Annotated in this window: 16 protein-coding genes; 8 read left to right on the top strand and 8 right to left on the bottom strand. The window is 66.2% G+C overall.

All coding sequences use genetic code 11. The features are described 5' to 3' along the window. Positions 1-202 (bottom strand): hypothetical protein (locus LQ564_RS25555; RefSeq protein WP_231060943.1); only part of this gene is annotated, 202 nt, incomplete at its 3' end. A gap of 286 nt (positions 203-488) precedes the next feature. Between LQ564_RS25555 and LQ564_RS25550 the strand changes: the two genes are divergently transcribed. Beyond that, positions 489-1,091, top strand: a complete 603-nt coding sequence (locus LQ564_RS25550; protein WP_231060944.1) for a YitT family protein — start codon at positions 489-491, stop codon at positions 1,089-1,091. A 22-nt stretch (positions 1,092-1,113) separates the two neighbouring features. Here the strand turns inward: LQ564_RS25550 and LQ564_RS25545 are convergent, their stop codons facing one another. Both LQ564_RS25545 and LQ564_RS25540 read right to left on the bottom strand, forming a co-directional pair. After that, a complete protein-coding gene (locus LQ564_RS25545; RefSeq protein WP_231060942.1) occupies positions 1,114-2,256 on the bottom strand; it encodes a serine hydrolase domain-containing protein in 1,143 nt (380 codons plus the stop codon). 51 nt (positions 2,257-2,307) lie between these two features. Further along, positions 2,308-3,210, bottom strand: coding sequence for a LysR family transcriptional regulator (locus LQ564_RS25540; RefSeq protein WP_231060941.1), 903 nt, complete (start codon positions 3,208-3,210; stop codon positions 2,308-2,310). A gap of 207 nt (positions 3,211-3,417) precedes the next feature. Here LQ564_RS25540 and LQ564_RS25535 point away from each other — a divergent pair, with 207 nt between their 5' ends. The 4 genes from LQ564_RS25535 (at position 3,418) to LQ564_RS25520 (ending at position 7,696) form a co-directional block, all read left to right on the top strand. Next, a complete protein-coding gene (locus tag LQ564_RS25535; protein ID WP_231060940.1) occupies positions 3,418-5,112 on the top strand; it encodes a sensor domain-containing diguanylate cyclase in 1,695 nt (564 codons plus the stop codon). Positions 5,113-5,188: 76 nt separating this feature from the next. Continuing rightward, a complete protein-coding gene (locus LQ564_RS25530) occupies positions 5,189-5,920 on the top strand; it encodes a helix-turn-helix domain-containing protein (RefSeq protein ID WP_231060939.1) in 732 nt (243 codons plus the stop codon). A 251-nt stretch (positions 5,921-6,171) separates the two neighbouring features. Continuing rightward, positions 6,172-7,173, top strand: a complete 1,002-nt coding sequence (locus tag LQ564_RS25525; RefSeq protein WP_231060938.1) for a porin — start codon at positions 6,172-6,174, stop codon at positions 7,171-7,173. Positions 7,174-7,258: 85 nt separating this feature from the next. Next, positions 7,259-7,696, top strand: coding sequence for a hypothetical protein (locus tag LQ564_RS25520; protein ID WP_231060937.1), 438 nt, complete (start codon positions 7,259-7,261; stop codon positions 7,694-7,696). Here LQ564_RS25520 and LQ564_RS25515 read toward each other — a convergent pair. From LQ564_RS25515 to LQ564_RS25505, 3 genes are all read right to left on the bottom strand, one after another. Next, positions 7,655-8,677, bottom strand: coding sequence for an SDR family oxidoreductase (locus LQ564_RS25515; RefSeq protein ID WP_231060936.1), 1,023 nt, complete (start codon positions 8,675-8,677; stop codon positions 7,655-7,657). The genes LQ564_RS25520 and LQ564_RS25515 overlap by 42 nt on opposite strands. Before the next feature lie 349 nt (positions 8,678-9,026). After that, on the bottom strand, positions 9,027-10,040 hold the full coding sequence (locus LQ564_RS25510; protein ID WP_231060935.1) for a sulfate ABC transporter substrate-binding protein: 1,014 nt from the start codon (positions 10,038-10,040) through the stop codon (positions 9,027-9,029). 95 nt (positions 10,041-10,135) lie between these two features. Further along, positions 10,136-10,348 carry a hypothetical protein gene (locus tag LQ564_RS25505; RefSeq protein ID WP_231060934.1) on the bottom strand — a complete coding sequence of 71 codons (213 nt, stop codon included), beginning with the start codon at positions 10,346-10,348 and terminating at the stop codon, positions 10,136-10,138. 207 nt (positions 10,349-10,555) lie between these two features. Here LQ564_RS25505 and LQ564_RS25500 point away from each other — a divergent pair, with 207 nt between their 5' ends. Together LQ564_RS25500 and LQ564_RS25495 are read left to right on the top strand one after the other, a co-directional pair. Continuing rightward, positions 10,556-11,209 (top strand): phosphatase PAP2 family protein, encoded by a 654-nt coding sequence (locus LQ564_RS25500; protein WP_231060933.1) that lies wholly within the window; start codon positions 10,556-10,558, stop codon positions 11,207-11,209. A 12-nt stretch (positions 11,210-11,221) separates the two neighbouring features. After that, positions 11,222-12,058, top strand: a complete 837-nt coding sequence (locus LQ564_RS25495) for a metallophosphoesterase family protein (RefSeq protein WP_231060932.1) — start codon at positions 11,222-11,224, stop codon at positions 12,056-12,058. Between the two features lie 101 nt (positions 12,059-12,159). Here LQ564_RS25495 and cls read toward each other — a convergent pair whose 3' ends face one another. After that, the gene (gene cls / locus LQ564_RS25490) at positions 12,160-13,548 is read right to left on the bottom strand and encodes a cardiolipin synthase (protein ID WP_231060931.1); all 1,389 of its coding nucleotides are present in this window, start codon (positions 13,546-13,548) and stop codon (positions 12,160-12,162) included. Beyond that, positions 13,545-15,638, bottom strand: a complete 2,094-nt coding sequence (locus LQ564_RS25485; RefSeq protein WP_231060930.1) for a site-specific recombinase — start codon at positions 15,636-15,638, stop codon at positions 13,545-13,547. Before LQ564_RS25485 ends, cls begins: the two co-directional genes overlap by 4 nt. A gap of 150 nt (positions 15,639-15,788) precedes the next feature. On the opposite strand from LQ564_RS25485, the gene LQ564_RS25480 reads away from it, so the two are divergent. After that, the gene (locus LQ564_RS25480; protein WP_231060929.1) at positions 15,789-16,625 is read left to right on the top strand and encodes a branched-chain amino acid aminotransferase; all 837 of its coding nucleotides are present in this window, start codon (positions 15,789-15,791) and stop codon (positions 16,623-16,625) included. Positions 16,626-16,850 lie beyond the last annotated feature (225 nt).

Genomic DNA, 16,850 nt, shown 5'->3' with positions numbered 1-16,850 from the left:
AGCAATCAATTTGAGAAACATGGCGGTGAGTTCCACCGTGTCGGCCTGTGGAGGGGAAGGCGCTGGCCTTGCGCGCGAGCGCAGGGTGAAACCGGCCCCTGTGAAGCAGGAACTCAACGGTAAGGCGTGCTTTAAGTAGTATCGAGCTGCTTTGCATAAGTTTGAGAGAACGGGAGATATGCATTTCCTGAATGGCGGTCATGCGGAGCGCGAAGTTACATTGCGGCGCAACATCAGTAATAATGGCGGCCGTAGACCGTAGTATCACTTACGTTCCCCGATTATTGTCGTTGCACGGCCCCCGCGATCCGGTGGCCGGGGCGGCGCCTTCGTCTCTGCACTGTGAGGAAAATGAAGCATCCGCTCTTGCCCGTCCCGACGCCGTTCCAGTCCGATGCACGCCGTGCACCCGTGATGGAGGCCATGCATGGCGGGGTGGCGCGATGATGCAGGGCGCCTTGCAGACGCAGGCGGCGCAGCCTAGCCGGATGGCGCCGGTGAAGCCGCACACCCTGCTGGACGACGTCTACGGCATCGCGGTGGGCATCCTGTTCGTCGTGATGGGCGTGCTGCTGCTGCAGGCGGCCGGCCTGATCACGGGCGGCGTGGCCGGCATCTCGCTGCTGGTGTCGTACACCACCAGTGTCTCGGTCGGCATGCTGTTCATGCTGATCAACCTGCCGTTCTTCCTGTTCGGCTACCTGTTCATGGGCGCGCGCTTCACCATCAAGTCGCTGATCGGCAGCGTCGCCATCATGGCCCTCCTGAAGCTGCTGCCGAACGCGCTGGTGATCGGCCACATCCACCCGATGGTGGCGGCGCTGGGCGGCGGCACCTTCTGCGGCATGGGCATCCTGGCGCTGGCGCGCCATGGCGCGGGCGTGGGCGGCACCGGCATCGTCACCCTGTGGCTGCAGAAAAAATACGGCATCAACGCCGGCCGCACCCAGGTCGCGATCGATGCCGTGATCCTGCTGGTGGCGCTGTCGATCGTCGAGCCGCGGCTGGTGGGCTGGTCGTCGCTGAGCGCGATCGCCATGAGCAGCATGGTGATGGCCTGGCATCGGCCGGGACGCTATTTCGGCAACTGAGCGGCAACTGAGCGGCAACTGATCACGGCGGGGTGGGCTTGTACCACCCATACTCCCACTTCCACGGCATGTCCGTTTCCCCGAGCACGCGCCGCGCCAGCTCGGGGTAGATGCGCTCGGCGCGCACGTCGTTCGACAGCAGCACCACGCAGCGTTTCCCGTTCTCCAGGCAGATCGCCATGTTCCCCGTGCTGTCGTCATGCCCGCCCTTGAACCAGGCCGGCCCGCTGCGGTCCTGGAAGGTCACCAGGCCGAGGCCCGCGGACAGCTTCTGCGGCCAGGCGACCTGGCCCGGGACCAGGGTCGGGAACTGGTTGTTCGAGGTGATCGGCAACTGCGGCCGCACCAGCATGGCGCGCGACGCCGCGCTCAATCCCTCCCCGCGCACGATGCCGGCCCAGAGCCTGGCCTGGTCTTCGATCGAGGTGTCCATCGAGCCGGCCGCGCTGGCGCGGCTGCGGTCGTCGTGCGGCACCATCTTGCCTTCGATGGTGTAGCCGTCGGCCAGGTTATTGGCGAAATCCGCGCGCCACAGCATGCTGGTGTTGCGCATGCCGAAGCGCCCGAACACCCGGCGCTGCATCTCCTCTTCCGTGTCCAGTCCCAGTCCGCGTTCGACGATCAGCTGCAGGATGTACATGCCCTCGGCCGAGTAGCCGTAGCGCGCGCCCGGGTCGAAGTGGAAGCGCAGCTTGCCGTCCGGCTCGACCCAGCGGAAGTTGGCGAAGCCGGTGCTGTGCGTGAGCATGATGCGCGGCGTGAGCTTGCGCCAGCGCTCGTCGCCGGCAAGCTGCGAGAAGTCGTAGGGCTTCTTGTCGTAGGCGGGCAGGGGCTGGGGCAGCAGGGTGGCGACGCTGGCGTCGAGGTCGAGCTTTCCTTCGTCGACCAGCTGCAGCAGCATGTAGGCGAAAGCGGTCTTGGTCAGCGAGGCGCCGTACATCACGGTCTGCGGGGTCAGGGGCAGGTCCTTCTCGACGTTGCGCCGGCCCCAGGTGCGTACGCTTTTCACCTGGCCGCCGTCGATCACGGCCATGGCCAGTCCCTCCACGTGCTCGCGCGCCATCAGGCCCCGCACTTCGTCGTCCGGGACCACGGTGGCGGAGGGCGCCGCGGCGCAGGTGGCGGAGGTGAGGCAGGCTGACAGCAACAGGCAAACCGCTTTCATCGACAGGCTCCCGGTGGTGTTGACCTGGCGATGGTACACCGGCGAGCAATACTAGAGGTCGCGGGCCTCTCCAAAGAGAGACGCCAGCCAGTCGACGAACACGCGCACCCGCGGCGACAGCTGGCGGCTGTGCGGATACAGCACCGAGACCGGCAGGTCGGGCGGTTCTAAAGCCGGCAGCACCGGCTCCAGCAAGCCGGCCGCCAGCTCGGCCTCGACCCGGTAGCGCGGCACCTGCACCAGCCCGAGGCCGGCAATGGCGCTCGCGGTGTACATGTCGGCGCCGGTTACCGCGACCGAACACGGCGGCGTGAGCTGGCGCAGCGCGCCGTCTACCAGGAATTCGAGCGGGTAGGGACGGCCGGTGCTGGATGAAAGGTAGTGCACCGCAAGATGCCCGTCCAGTTCCTCGAGGCTGGCGGGCCGGCCGTGACGGTCGAGGTAGGCGCGGCTGGCGCAGGTGACCTGGCGCAGGCGCGCCACCTGGCGCGCGACCATCGAGGAATCCTGCAGGTTCCCGACGCGCAGCACGCAATCGACGCCTTCCCGCACCAGGTCGACCAGGCGGTCGCCTTCGCCGACCTGCAGCTGGATGCCGGGGTAGCGCGCCAGGAAGGCGGGCAGGGCGGGCGCCACCACCCGGCGCGCCAGCGTCGCCTGCAGGTTCACGCGCAGCAGGCCGCTGGGATCGGTGCGGGTGAAGACGGCTTCCATCTCGGCCAGGTCCGCCAGCAGGCGCTGGCAGCGCTCGTAATAGGCCTGGCCGTCGAGCGTGGGGGCAACCACGCGCGTGGTGCGCTCCAGCAGGCGCGTGGCGAGGCGCGCCTCGAGCCGCTTGATGGCATTCGTCACCGTGGCGCGCGGCAGCTGCAGGTCGTCGGCCGCCAAAGTCAAACTGCGGCCCTCGACGATACGCGCGAAAATACGCATTTCCTGGAAACGGTCGCCGCTCATGGAATATTTGTTCCAATATAATGTTCGATACTAGGGTAGTTCATCTATTTCTTTCGGCGTAGAAGGATTGCTGAACCGGCTTTGTTGTGTGGTAAATAGCGCAAAAAATGTATTTAAAGAAATAAATGATGCTCAATTGTATCTATTGCACAGTACAAAACTCGTTACAATGCGTGGACATTGCTATTTGAACAGTTATCCAATTCCATGAACAGCTTCCCCGGCAAACTGCGCCTGTCGAGCCTGATGACGCTGGCGGTGTGCGCCACCGTCGCGCTGACGGTCGGCTTGCAGCTGGCGCTGGTAAACCATTTTGCGGTGCGCCAGTCGCGGGAAGAAGCCCAGCTGCGCCTGCAGCAGCTGTCATGGCAGATGCGCGATTCGCTCAACCGGGTCGTGGACAAGGCCGCCGGCGACGCCCGCCTGCTGACGGAACTGCCGTCGGTGCGCCATGCGCGCAACCCGGACACGGCGCGCCAGGTGCTGGAAAGCCTGCAGCGCACCTTCCCCGACTATGCCTGGATCGGCATCGCCGAAGCCAACGGCACGGTCAGCGCCGCGACCGGCCGCATGCTGGAAGGCGCGGACGTCAGCACGCGTCCCTGGTTCACCGCCGGCATGCGCGGCGTGCACGCATCCGACTACCACCCGGCGGTGCTGCTGGAAAAAATCCTGCCGCGCAAACCGGACCCCTGGCGCTTCGTCGACGTGTCGGCGCCCTTGCTGGACGGGCAGGGCAAGCCGGCCGGTGTGCTGGGCCTGCACCTGAGCTGGGAGTGGACGAGGAACCATGCCAAGAAGCTCCTGACCCCGGCGCTGCGCGAATACGGCGCCGAGATCCTGGTGGTGCGCGACGACGGCACCGTGATGCTGGGGCCGGATTCGATGGTCGAGCGCAAGATCGACACCGCCAGCCTGCGCCTGGCGCGCAAGGGCATGACCGGCTCGATGCGCGAAGTCTGGCCCGACGGGCGCGCCTACCTCACCGGCTACAGCCAGACCGGCGACATGCTGGACCCGAGCTCGCTGCGCTGGAGCGTGCTGGTGCGCCAGACCGAGGACCGCGCGATGGAAGGCGCGGTCGACCTGCAGCACCGCATGCTGGCCTGGAGCGCGCTGCTGGCGCTGCTGCTGGCGGGCGCCGCAGCGCTGCTGGCGCGCCGCCTGACGCGTCCGATGGCGGCGCTGCGCCGGGCGATCGAACGGGTCACCGAGGCGCACGAGGCCGGCCGCGAAGCGCCGCCGATCCCGCACGTGGACGGCTTCCAGGAAGCCGCAATCCTGTCGAGCGCGATGCGCGACCTGGTGCGCAGCGAAACCGCGCACCGCGCCGCCTTGCTGGCCATGAACGAACGCCTGGAGGCGGCGGTCGCCGAGCGCACCGCCGAGCTGCAGGCGCTGCTGCTGCGCGACGTGCTGACCGGCCTGCCGAACCGCCGGGCCTTGCTGGAAACCCTGCCCGAGGCGATGAGCCGCGCGCGCCGCGTCGGCCGGCCCTGCGCCTTGCTGTTCCTTGACATGGACGGCTTCAAGACGGTCAACGACAACCACGGTCACGAGGAGGGCGACGAGCTGCTGCGCCAGTTCGGCGAACGCCTGTCGCAGGGCGTGCGCAAGACCGACATGGTGGCGCGCCTGGCCGGCGACGAGTTCGTGGTGGTGCTGGAAATGCTGGCCGACGCCGTCCATGCCGAGGATACGGCGAGGAAACTGCTGGCGCGCCTGAAGGACCCTTTCGTGCTGCGCACCACCAGCGTGACGGTCGGCGCCAGCATCGGCATCGCCCTGCACAAGCCGGACGAGGCGCCGGATCTTGACGCCTGGCTGGCGCGCGCCGACCACGCGATGTATGCGGTCAAGCGCACCGGCAAGAACGGGGTGGCGCTGGCGGCGGCGATGTAGAACCTATCCCAGTAGGGATAGCTTCGTAATCCAGCATGAGTTGCTCGGAGGACAAAGCGCCTGCTACCATCGCCCCATGTCCGAGATCACCCAACTCATCACCACGCTCAAGCGTGAACTGAAACGCCAGGGCAAGACCTACCGCGATGTCGGCGCCGCCCTCGGCCTGTCCGAACCCAGCGTCAAGCGCCTGTTCGCCACCGAGCAGTTCACGCTCGAGCGCCTGCTCGAGGTTTGCACCCTGCTGGGCCTGACCCTGGCCGAGCTGACCCAGGAAGCGGGGCAGCGCCACCAGCGCATCCACACCCTCAGCGCCGCCCAGGAACGCGAACTGGTGTCGGACCTGCGCCTGCTGCTGGTCTCGGTGTGCGCGCTGAACCACTGGACCATGGAGCAGATGCTGCAGGTCTACCGCCTGAGCGAGGCCGACTGCGTGCAGCAGCTGGTGCGCCTGGACCGCCTGGCACTGATCACCCTGTTACCGGGCAACCGCATCCGCCTGAACGTGGCGCGCGACTTCGACTGGCTGCCGGACGGGCCGATCCGGCGCTACTTCCGCGAGCAGGGCATGCCGGATTTCATCGACAGCGGTTTCCGCGCTTCCAGCGAGTCGCTCGACTTCGTGCACGGCATGCTGACCGAAAGCGCACGCGCCAAGCTGCAGGCGGAGCTGCGCCAGCTGCGCGCCCGCTTCGCCCAGCTGCACGAGGAAAGCCTGGCCGCGCCCCTGCCGCAGCGCCGCGGCACCGGCTTGCTGCTGGCCCTGCGCGAGTGGGAGCCGTCCGCCTTTGCGGCCCTGCGCCGCTGAGTTGCGTAGGGTGGGCGGTCCTTCGCCCACGCGTTCAAATCAAGCGAGCACTCACGCGCATCGTCCATTTTCAAGCCGCTTGAACGCGTGGGCGCGGGAGCGCCCACCCTACGAACACGGCCGTAAACATGAAAGTTATGCGGGAACGCAAATACTGCCGCTTTTTTTGGCATGACCCGCGTCTTTATGTGAGGTATTAGACAGATCAGGCTGCTCGGATGCGGAACACTGGCGTCAGAGAGGAACAGGCCATGAAGATGTCAATCGTCGCATGCGCCGTGCTCGGAGCGAGCGCGGCTTGCGCCTCGGCACAGAACAACGCGCCCAGTGGGGACGCGGGCGCCGGGGCCGCCAGGGAAGCGGGAACCGAATCGACCAATGCCGCCAGGGTGAGGGAAGCCGTGGTGCAGGCCGATGGCGCGCACGCGGCCAAGGCCCCGGGCGAGGCGCCGGCGATCTTCATGCTGGAAACCGCGCAGGAAGCCGAGGCACGCCGCGCCGCCGCATCGAAGGCCGAGGTGCTGACGGTCGGGCGCCAGTACAACATCGACTTCAGCACCCTGAACGAGGTCGGCGACCCGTTCCAGGGCGGCCTGGCCGGCAGCGCCAGCGGCGCCGAGGACCGCCTGCGCAGCGACGACAGCGTCAGCTACCGCGGCAACTACAAGGGCTTCACCGCCGGCTCGTCCTGGGGCCGCGGCGACATCGACGGCTCGCCCTCGGGCCGCGCCTGGGGCATGACGGCCGGCTTCAAGCTCGGCCCCTTCACCATCCGCGCTGCCCACCAGAACCGCAACGTCGCCAAGGTCACCCGCATCAACCAGGTCGACATCACGATGGCGGCGAAGAACTCGATCGTCGCCGCCAACTACGACCTGGGCTGGGGCAAGGCCTACGCCGCCTACAGCGCCAACCGCGGCTGGGTCACCTCGCCGCTGTTCAATCCGGACAATCCCTACGGCGCCGCCGGCCTGCGCAGCACGCCCTCGACCGACAGTCGCGACGTGCTGGCCGGGGTCGCGGTGCCGGTGACCCGCGCGACCACGCTGCTGGCTTCCTACATCCGCAAGAACGACCGCGACCCGGCCAACCGCGACGCGCGCCAGATGGCGGTCGGCGCCACCTACGCGGTGTCGAGGCGCCTGGATTTCTACGCCGCCTACTCGCACATCCAGCACACCGGCGGCCTGCGCGACATCGGCTCGCGCGGCAGCGGCAGCGCCGTCAACGTGGGGATGCGGCGCGCGTTCTGAGGCCTGGCCGTGCACGTGCGCGGCGACGCGATGTTGCAAAAAACGGTAGCCTGATGTCATGGCTAACAACGTTTTTGGAGGCAACATGACAGGCACCAGCACACTCGACCCGGACAACTTCCCGGAACGCCCAGACCGCAGCCTGGGCAAGGGCCACGGCATCGACGCCCTCGGCCCGAGCGACATTTCCGACAGCGGCAGCGACGTGGTCGGCGGCCCCGGTTTCTCGGACGCGCTCGACCCCGAGCAGACCCTCGACTTCGACCGCGGCACCACCTCTGATCAAGAAGAGAGCCACGCCGGCGGCACCGCCGGACCGGACGTGGGCGACGCCAACTTCTCGGGCGACAGCGACATGGGCGGCACCGGCGAACGCGCCGCAGCCGGCCGCGACACCGTCGCGAAAGACGGCGCCGACATCGACACCGACCAGGTCGTGTCCCTCCCCGATACGCCGCTCACCGAGGAGGACACCGACTTCTTAACGAGCCAGCCGCCGCGAGAGCGAGAAGGCGGCCAGTAAGGCCCCGCCGGCCACCAGCGCGGTGGTCACGGGCGAGGAGCGCAGGCTCGTCTTCGTATAGAGGCTGCGCTCATGCACGTTTTCCGGCATGCCCTGGCGCTGGCGCAGCTCGGTGGCCGGGTCCGGCTTGTACAGGGCGTCGCGGCGGCCCGGCAGGCTGGGGCGATCCGATTGCTGCTGGTCGAACATGCTGGCGTTCATCCAGCGGTCGAACAACGCCGGCATCAGCTTGGAGCCGGCCGAGATCATTTTCGAGGCGCCGCCCGCGAAGATGTCGCGCTTCGGATGCTCGGCGCAGTACAGGATGGCGTCCGCCACCACTTCCGGCGCGTAGATCGGCGGCGGCAGCGCCGGTTCCTTTTCCATGTAGTTCTTCGCGTGCACCGCGAACATCGTGTCGATCGCGGCCGGACGCACCAGCGTCACCTGCAGCGGCGCCCCTTCCTTTTCCAGTTCCATGCGCAGCGCGTCGGTAAAGCCCTTCACCGCATGCTTCGAGGACGCATACATGCCCTGCATCGGGATCGAGCGCTCCGACACTTCGCTGCCGACGTTGATGATGGCGCCCCCACGGCCGCGCTTCATGCGCCGCGCCGCTTCCAGCGAACCGTTGACGGTGCCCCAGAAATTGGTCTGGAACAGGCGGTGGTGGTCTTCCGGCGCGATCTCTTCCAGGCGGCCGAAGATCGAGATGCCGGCATTGTTGACCCAGGTGTCGATGCGGCCGAAGCGGTCGATGGCTTTCGCGCCGATGCGCTCGACGTCGGCGATCTCGCCCACATCCGCAACGACGGTCTCGACCTGCACGCCCCGGCTGCGCATCTCGTCGGCGAGCTCACCCAGCGCTTCCTTGCCGCGCGCCGCGAGAACGAGACGGGCGCCGCGCGCCGCGGCCATGCGGGCGGTGGTCAACCCGATGCCGCTGGTGGCGCCGGTGATGACCATGACCTGATCGTGGAGTTTTCGGAGCTTGATTGCCATGACGTGATCCTTTTCGAGGTGAGTGAAGAGGACTGCCTGCGGCGTCCAGCCGCCAGGCAGGCCAGTGAATGACTGGACACTATCCTAGCCCGGCTGGAGAAAAGGGGATGCCAGCTTGCTTGTTGGAAGGATTTCACGCGGACCGGCGACGTGACGATCGGCCACATACCGATGAGCCGTCGCCCCGGCGCAGGCCGGGGCCCAAGTTGGTGTGAAGAGCGGCAGCGGAAAGCGCGGACGCACGGGCAGCATTACCGTGATTTGGGCGCGTGGGCGGAGGATCGCCCACCCTACAAAAAAGGCGCCGACAAAGCGGCGCCTCCCTACAAAACCGAATCAAGTCGGAGATTTACTTGCCCGGCTGGTAGATCTGATCGAACACCCCGCCATCCGCGAAGTGCGCCTTCTGCGCCTGCGTCCACCCGCCCAGCTCGGCGATCTGGAACAGCTTGATGTTCGGGAATTGCGACGCGTACTTCTTCGAGAAGCGTTCCACCGCCGGACGATAATAATTCCTGGCGATGATGTCCTGCGCCTCGTCGGTGTACAGGAACTCGAGGTAGGCCTGGGCCACCTTGCGGGTGCCCTTCTTGTCGACGTTCTTGTCGACCACGGCGACCGGCGGTTCGGCCAGGATGCTGATCGACGGCGCGACGATCTCGAACTTGTCCGGGCCCAGTTCGCGCAGGGCCAGCAGGGCTTCGTTTTCCCAGGCCAGCAGGACGTCGCCGATGCCGCGTTCGACGAAGGTGGTGGTGGCGCCGCGGGCGCCCGAGTCGAGCACCGGCACGTTCTTGTACAGCTTGCCCAGGAAGTCCTTGGCGGTGGCGGGCGAGCCGCCCGGCTGGCGCAGGGCGTAGCCGTAGGCGGCCAGGTGGTTCCAGCGCGCGCCGCCCGAAGTCTTCGGATTCGGGGTGATGACGGAGACGCCCGGCTTCACCAGGTCGTTCCAGTCGCGGATCTTCTTCGGGTTACCCTTGCGCACCAGGAACACGATGGTCGAGGTGTAGGGCGCGCTGCGGTACTGCAGGCGGTTCTGCCAACCTTGCGCGATCAAACCCTTTTCGCTGATAGCATCGATGTCGTAGGCGAGCGCCAGCGTGACCACGTCGGCCGGCAGGCCGTCGATGACGGACCGTGCCTGCTTGCCCGAACCGCCATGCGATTGCTTCACGGTGACGGTGTCGCCGGTCTTCGCTTTCCAGCTGCGGGCAAAGGCGGCGTCGATGTCCTGGTAGAGCTCGCGCGTCGGGTCGTAGGACACGTTGAGCAGGGTGACGTCGGCGGCCAGTGCTGCCGTCGGGGTCAGGCTTGCCAGCAGCGCCAGCGCCGCCAGCGATTGCACGAAGGTTTTGCGAAGCATTGTTGTTCTTTCAGGGGGAGGTTCGGAGCCTGTAGTCTACGGCTCAGCTGCCCCCGAAAGGAACGAATGAATTCGCTTAACAATATGCGTTTTTCTCAGTGTGCCTTGGACAGGATGAGCAGCCAGCGGCGCAGCAGCAGGATTTCCACGTGGCCCGCCTCGACGCCGGTATCGCATTCGATGACCGGGTTCACGGCGTAAAAGCGCTTGCGGAAGTCACGGGTGATCAGGATCTCGCGGCGGCCGAGGCGCACCATAAAAGGGACAGGTGCATATTCCAGGCCGAAGGAGCTGTTCAGAGTGGTCATGGTTCGTTTCCTTTTATTAAAATCGTTGAGGTGAGTAAAGAATATCACAACTACTGTACAAATCCACAGTGACTGTTCGGATGTACAGTAAATTTTTGGTTTTGTATTTTTTTGCCAACACGCCCACTTGGTTACCGAATGCGCCAGTTCCTGCCCCGACTCCACCGTTTCGCTGCGGCCCGTTTCTCGCCGGAAGGCGAATATGGTTTGCACCTCACCGCTGGCCTGGCCATGCTGGTGCTCGCCACCGCCGTGTTCGCCCAGCTGGCCGGTGCGGTCGTGGCCGGGGCGCCGATCACGCTGCTCGACGTCCGGGTCGCCAACTGGCTGCACTTGCATGCGAATGCCAACGACGTCCTGCGCACCCTGTTGATGGTGGTCACCCAGGTCCACAGCACGCCGGGCATCCTGATCCTGGCGGCGCTGTTCGGCGCCTGGCTCTGGCGCCGCGGCCACCGCTACTCGCTGGTGGCCCTGGTCAGCAGCGTGCCCGGCGGCCAGATCCTGAACGTGGTGCTGAAGCACACCTTCGAGCGCGCCCGCCCGCATTTCGCCGAGCCGATCCTGGAACTGACGACCTACAGTTTCCCCAGCGGCCACGCGATGGGCGCCACCGTGCTGTATGGCTTCATCGCCTGTTATTTCGCGCGCCAGGCGCGCTCGTGGACGGGCAGAGTGCTGCCGTTCGTGCTCGCCGCCGCCATGGTGGCGACGGTCGCGTTCTCGAGGATGTATCTTGGAGCCCATTACCTGACTGATGTGCTGGCGGGCGCCGTCGAAGGCTGCGCCTGGCTGGCCATCTGCATCACGGGCGCGGCCACCCTGAACCGTCGCAGCAGGGCCCGCGCCCACCAGACCTGACAAGGAGAAGGCATGCGCACACTCGTCCACCTGTCCGACCTGCATTTCGGTCGTGTCGACCAGGCCCTGCTGGGGCCGCTGCGCGCCCTGGTCGAGCGTGTCGACCCGGACGTGGTGGTGATCTCGGGCGACCTGACCCAGCGCGCCAAGCTGGACGAATTCGAGCAGGCGCGCGCCTTCCTCGACACCCTGCCGGGGCCGCAGATCGTCGTCCCGGGCAACCACGACATTTCGCTGTATAACGTGTTCCGGCGCTTCGTCAAGCCGCTGGCGCGCTACAAGCGCTACATCACCGACGACCTCGATCCCTTCTACGCCGACGACGAGATCGCCGTGATCGGCGTGAACACGGCGCGCTCGCTCACCATCAAGGACGGGCGCGTGAGCCGCACCCAGCTGGCCGCCCTGCACGAACAGCTGGCCGGCCTGGCGCCGGAAATCACGCGCATCGTCGTCACCCATCACCCCTTCGACCTGCCCGACGGCTTCGAGGAGCGCGACCTGGTGCGGCGCCGCTCGCTGGCGATGCAGGCGTTTTCGGAATCGGGGGTGGACATCCTGATGGCGGGGCACATGCACGCCAGCCACGCCGGCAGCACCGCGGCGCGCTACCAGATCAGCGAGTACGCGGCGCTGGTGGTGCAGGCGGGGACGGCGACCTCGACCCGCGGGCGCGGGGAGGTGAATTCATTCAATGTGGTGCGGGTCGAGCCATTGAAGGTCGAGATCGACCGCTATGGCTGGGATGTGGTGCGCGGGGAGTTCGCGCTGGTGGCGACCGAGAAGTTCATGCGGACCGGGAATGTGTGGACGCCCCATATCGACGGCCTGATGGCCGCGGGGTTGTAGGGTGGGCGGTCCTCCGCCCACGCGTTCAAGCAGCTCGTGAACAATCGCGTCGCATCCATTCATACGGGATCTGGACGCGTGGGCGGACCGCCCACCCTACGTTAAATCCAATACTCCGCGAGACGCCCGAGGAACTCGCGCATCCGGTCCTTCCACGGCCGATCGCGCCATTGCGCCAGGGTGATCTGCTTCGAACTGCGCAAATCCTCGTTGAACGCCGCCTCCATATCCTTCCCGAACGCCGGATCCAGCACCACGACATTCAGCTCGTAGTTGTGGATGAAGCTGCGCCGGTCGATATTGGCCGAGCCGATGGTCGACCAGATCCCGTCGATCACCGCGGTCTTGGCATGCAGCACCGCCACCTGCAGCTGGTAGATCTTCACGCCGCCTTCCAATAACTGGTCGTAGAAGGCCTGCCCCGCATACTTGATCAGGTCATGGTCCGACACCCCCGGCAGCACCAGCTTGACGTCGACGCCGCGCTTGGCCGCGCCCACCAGCGAATCGACGATCTGCTGGTCCGGTACAAAGTATGCCGAGGTGATGTGGATCGAGGTCTTGGCCTCGTTCATGGCGATCATCATCGACTTGTAGATCTCGGAATCGCGGTCCGGCGAGGTCGCCAGCACGCGCAGCACCTTGTCGCCGGCGGGAGAAAGGCGCGGGAAGTAGTCGACTTGCGGCAGTTCGCCGGCGTCCTGGTGCACCCAGTTGTCGACGAAAGCGTACTGCAGGGCGGCAACCGCCGGGCCTTCGATGCGGATGTGGGTGTCGCGCCAGCCGACGTCGTCCTTGTTGACGTTGTCCGGTTTTTTGCGCGAGCGGAACAGCGAACTGTTGGCATAGGTCTCGCTGATGTTGATGCCGCCGGTGAAGCCGACCCGGCCGTCGACGATCATGATCTTGCGGTGGTCGCGGTTGTTCAGCTGCCAGTTGCCGGGGCGCTGCAAGGGGTTCACCGGGTTGAAGATCACCACGTTGACGCCGGCCGCGCGCAGGCGCTCGAAGAATTCCTTGGGCGTGGCGAGGGTGCCGACGCCGTCGGCGATGATGTTCACCACCACGCCCTGGCGCCGCTTCTCCATCAGCAGTTCGGCGAACTGCAGGCCGATCGGGTCCTGGTCGAAGATATAGGTTTCCAGGTTGATCGAGGATTTCGCCTCGCGCGCGGCGGCCATCATTTCGCGCATGGTGGCGGGGCCGTCGAACAGCAGGGTGACCTTGTTGCCGGGAATGAGCGGGGCGCCGGTCGCCTGTTCTTCCAGCACCGCCAGTTGCTTCAGGTCGGGCGAGGCGTTGGCCCAGCGCTTCCTTAACAGCGCGGCCGCCTGCTTATTGTCCAGCATGCCGCGCGGCGTGGTCACCGTCGGCGTCGCCTTGGCCGGGCTGTCGGGCAGGGTGTTCGCGTCCGGCAGCGTCTTGCACGAGGCGACGACGCAGATGAAGCCGAAAAAGGCAAGGAAGGTCCGCAGACGCTTGTTGTTCATTTCGTGTCCCTCACGAGGAGTTCGCTGTTGACGGGCACTTCTTTCGGCCCGAGGAAAAAGTCGATCGGCGAGGCGAGCAGGCGGCGTCCCATGGCGCGCACCAGCAGGATGCCGCGCTTGAAGCGGATCTTGCGGGCGCGCAGGGCGACCCACAGCGCCAGCCCGAAGCTGACCAGCAGGTTGACGGCGCCGATCAGCGCCACCCCCGAGGCCGCGTTGACCACGGTCTCGATCGGCAGCTTGTAGTCCAGGCCGACCAGGGCGGTAGCCAGGTTGGCGGTGGAGAAGGTGACGTGGCGGATGTCGAGCGGCAGGCCGAGCAGGAAGCCGACGGTGCCGGTCATGCCGAGCATGATGCCGAAGAAGAAGTTACCCATCAGGCCGCCGAGATTGTCCTCGACGTAGTCGGCGAAGCGCCCCAGCCGTTCTTCGCCCAGCAGCCGGCGCAGGCCGCGCAGCTGGCGCACCCGCTGCCCCATGCGCGTGTACAGGGCCTTGTTGTCGTAGTAGCCGGAGATCAGGCCGGCCACGAACAGCCAGACGCCGGCGACGGCAGCGTAGAACAGGGCCGGGCTGTGGATCGGGTCGACGTCGTGCAGCAGGTGGTGGGCCTTGGCCGGGTCGACGATGTGGCTGCCGTTGATGGCCTTGTAGCCGACCGCGATCGCCCAGGCCACCGGGAAAGCCAGCAGCACATTGCCCAGCACCGCCACGATCTGGGTGCGGAACACCTTGTTCACCAGCACCGCCAGGCTGTCGACGTCGAGGCTGCGCCCATTCTCGGCGCGGTGCAGCGAGGCGGCGATGCGCTGGGCGGTCATGGCCGGCTGCTTGGTCGCGATGGTGAAGTGCAGCAGGTGCACCAGGATGAAGCCCAGCGAATAGTTCATGCTGAACAGGAAGGCCTCGACCAGCGGCGCGGTGCGCAGGTAGCCGAGCATGATCTTGAACATCGCCATGAAGCCGACCACGAAGCCGGCCCCGGCGGAGGCCGAGAACATGTGGCGCAGCTCGCGCCGGGTCTCGGCGATGTAGTGCTCGCCGGTGCGGCTGGCGTTCTCGGTGACGTTGCGCGCCAGCAGGTCGACGTTGTCGCGCATGAAGCCGCGGACTTCGTACTTGGTGTTGTGGGCCTCGATCAATTCCTCGGCCAGTGCGATCGCGGCCAGCCGCTTTTCGCTCGCGACCCGGCCTTCGTGGCGGGTGGCCATTGCTTCCAGGTCGACCGTGGGCGCCGAGGGCAGGGCGCCGCTGACGTCGACCAGGTAGAGCAGCTTGTGCAGGCGGTCGATGCTCTGCTGCAGCGCCACCAGCAGGTAGGTCAGCGCCACGCTGGTGCCGCTCGACATGGCGCTGCGGCGGATTTTGAGCACCACTTCTTCGCACTGGTCCAGCATCACCAAGAGGTGCCTGGCCGGCTCGGGCCCCTCGATCTTGCCGTCGATGTAGCGTGCGTACTCGTCGAGGTAGGCGTTGACCTCGATGTTCTGCATCAGGAAGGGCGAGTCGAAATCCTCGATCTCGCTGTAGCTGTGCACCAGGCGCGGCTCCAGGCCAAGGGCGCAGATGCGGCAGGACAGGGTGCGGATCGCGTCCAGCAGGCCCATCAGGGTGACGTAGCGCGCGCGGTCGGCTGTGGCGTCATGCGGCGGCGGTGCGTTGGCGATGACGTCGAACAGTTCCATCCAGTCGGCGTTCGGCACCGCGCGGATCCATTGGTAATCGTCTTCGCGGTACAGCACCTGGTTCAGGGCGTCGGAGAGATAGAGGTCGTTCAGGGCCGGCGGCAGGAAACGGTAGGCGACCCGGCGCTTGAGTTCGGTGACGAAGCCGTCGTTCGACAGGATACCGATGTCGCTGTAGAGGCTGGTGTGGCGGCGCTTTTCGAGCAGGGTGACGATGTAGCGGCGCAGCGTCCAGGCTTGAGCAGGATTCCCCTTGAGCAACTGGGTCAGCGTGCGTACCTGGTGGGCCGGATCGTCCGGACGTTGCCAGACCCAGCGGCGGCGCGGGCGCAGGCAATCGACCAGATCGACCAGGAGGTCGATCCGGTCGCTGTCGGGATCGAGGCGTTCGAGCGTAGCGAGCATGCGGTGCGTTTGCTTGGAAAGCCCTAGTGTACGCGAGCAGGACAGGAAACTTGGTTCGCCACCGAACAATGGTCGATGGTAATCGTCAACACATCGGCTGTGCTCATCCGCGCTACACTAGCGCGTTTCGAGACCAAGACGAGGGATGCCATGTACCTGACTTATTACAACGGCCAATGGAATGAAGGCAATGTGCCACTCTACGGCGCGATGGACCACAGCCTCTGGCTCGGCTCGTCCGTGTTCGACGGTGCCCGCGCCCTGCGCGGCAAGCTGCCGGACCTGCGTCCGCACCTGGAGCGCGTGATCGCATCGAGCGAGAAACTGGGCCTGCGCTGCCCCCTGGGCGTGGACGAGATGGAAGCGCTGGTGCGCGAAGGCGTGGCGAAATTCCCGGCCGATGCCGAGCTGTACGTGCGCCCGCTGGTGTTCGGCACCGACGGCTTCCTGATTCCGGTGGCCGAAGCCAGCCAGTTCGCCCTGACCCTGTTCGACGCGCCGCTGCCGCCGTTCACCGGCTTTTCCGCCTGCCTGTCGACCATGCTGCGCCCGCAGCCGAGCATGGCCCCGACCGACGCCAAGGCCTCGGCCCTGTACGCCAACTCGACCCGCGCCATGCGCGAAGCCAAGGCGCGCGGCTTCGACCAGGCGATCCTGCTCGATGCCGACGGCAACGTGGCCGAGTTCGCCTCGTCCAACCTGTTCATCGTGGCCGAGGATGGGGCGGTGGTGACGCCGAAGCTGAACGGCACCTTCCTGGCGGGCATCACCCGCGCGCGCGTGATCGCGCTGCTGGCCTCGGAAGGCGTGCACGTCGACGAGCGCACGGTGACGCCGGAAGAATTGACAACGGCGCGCGAGATCTTCAGTACAGGAAATTACGGCAAGGTGACGCCGTGCACGCGCTACGAAGACCGCACGCTGGAAGCCGGCCCGGTGGCGCGCCGCGCGCGTGAGCTGTACCTGGCATTCACTGAGGCGAGTTGATCCGTAGGGTGGGCGGTCTTCCGCCCACGCGTCCAACTAAACGGTGAACAACCGCGCCGCGGAATTTCAAACGTGATGTGAACGCGTGGGCGAGGGATCTGTATGGCACAGGGACATAGGTGACAGTTGTACAGGGACATAGGTAACACTTTTCTTATGATCGGCACACCACCAACAGTTGGAGTGTGCGATGCCTTGGAAGGAGTGTTCCCAGATGACTTCCCG

It is taken from the genome of Massilia phyllostachyos (genome assembly GCF_021044825.1).
GTDB lineage: Bacteria > Pseudomonadota > Gammaproteobacteria > Burkholderiales > Burkholderiaceae_D > Telluria > Telluria phyllostachyos.
Note: the sequence above shows the minus strand (reverse complement) of the source record. Positions and strands in the feature narration are given on the sequence as shown.

Bases quoted from the DNA above. Each gene is read 5' to 3' on its own strand.
- LQ564_RS25550 (WP_231060944.1), top strand. From the start codon at position 489: ATGGCGCCGGTGAAGCCGCACACCCTGCTGGACGACGTCTACGGCATC.
- LQ564_RS25545 (WP_231060942.1), bottom strand. From the start codon at position 2,256: ATGAAAGCGGTTTGCCTGTTGCTGTCAGCCTGCCTCACCTCCGCCACC.
- LQ564_RS25540 (WP_231060941.1), bottom strand. From the start codon at position 3,210: ATGAGCGGCGACCGTTTCCAGGAAATGCGTATTTTCGCGCGTATCGTC.
- LQ564_RS25535 (WP_231060940.1), top strand. From the start codon at position 3,418: ATGAACAGCTTCCCCGGCAAACTGCGCCTGTCGAGCCTGATGACGCTG.
- LQ564_RS25530 (WP_231060939.1), top strand. From the start codon at position 5,189: ATGTCCGAGATCACCCAACTCATCACCACGCTCAAGCGTGAACTGAAA.
- LQ564_RS25525 (WP_231060938.1), top strand. From the start codon at position 6,172: ATGAAGATGTCAATCGTCGCATGCGCCGTGCTCGGAGCGAGCGCGGCT.
- LQ564_RS25520 (WP_231060937.1), top strand. From the start codon at position 7,259: ATGACAGGCACCAGCACACTCGACCCGGACAACTTCCCGGAACGCCCA.
- LQ564_RS25515 (WP_231060936.1), bottom strand. From the start codon at position 8,677: ATGGCAATCAAGCTCCGAAAACTCCACGATCAGGTCATGGTCATCACC.
- LQ564_RS25510 (WP_231060935.1), bottom strand. From the start codon at position 10,040: ATGCTTCGCAAAACCTTCGTGCAATCGCTGGCGGCGCTGGCGCTGCTG.
- LQ564_RS25505 (WP_231060934.1), bottom strand. From the start codon at position 10,348: ATGACCACTCTGAACAGCTCCTTCGGCCTGGAATATGCACCTGTCCCT.
- LQ564_RS25495 (WP_231060932.1), top strand. From the start codon at position 11,222: ATGCGCACACTCGTCCACCTGTCCGACCTGCATTTCGGTCGTGTCGAC.
- cls (WP_231060931.1), bottom strand. From the start codon at position 13,548: ATGAACAACAAGCGTCTGCGGACCTTCCTTGCCTTTTTCGGCTTCATC.
- LQ564_RS25485 (WP_231060930.1), bottom strand. From the start codon at position 15,638: ATGCTCGCTACGCTCGAACGCCTCGATCCCGACAGCGACCGGATCGAC.
- LQ564_RS25480 (WP_231060929.1), top strand. From the start codon at position 15,789: ATGTACCTGACTTATTACAACGGCCAATGGAATGAAGGCAATGTGCCA.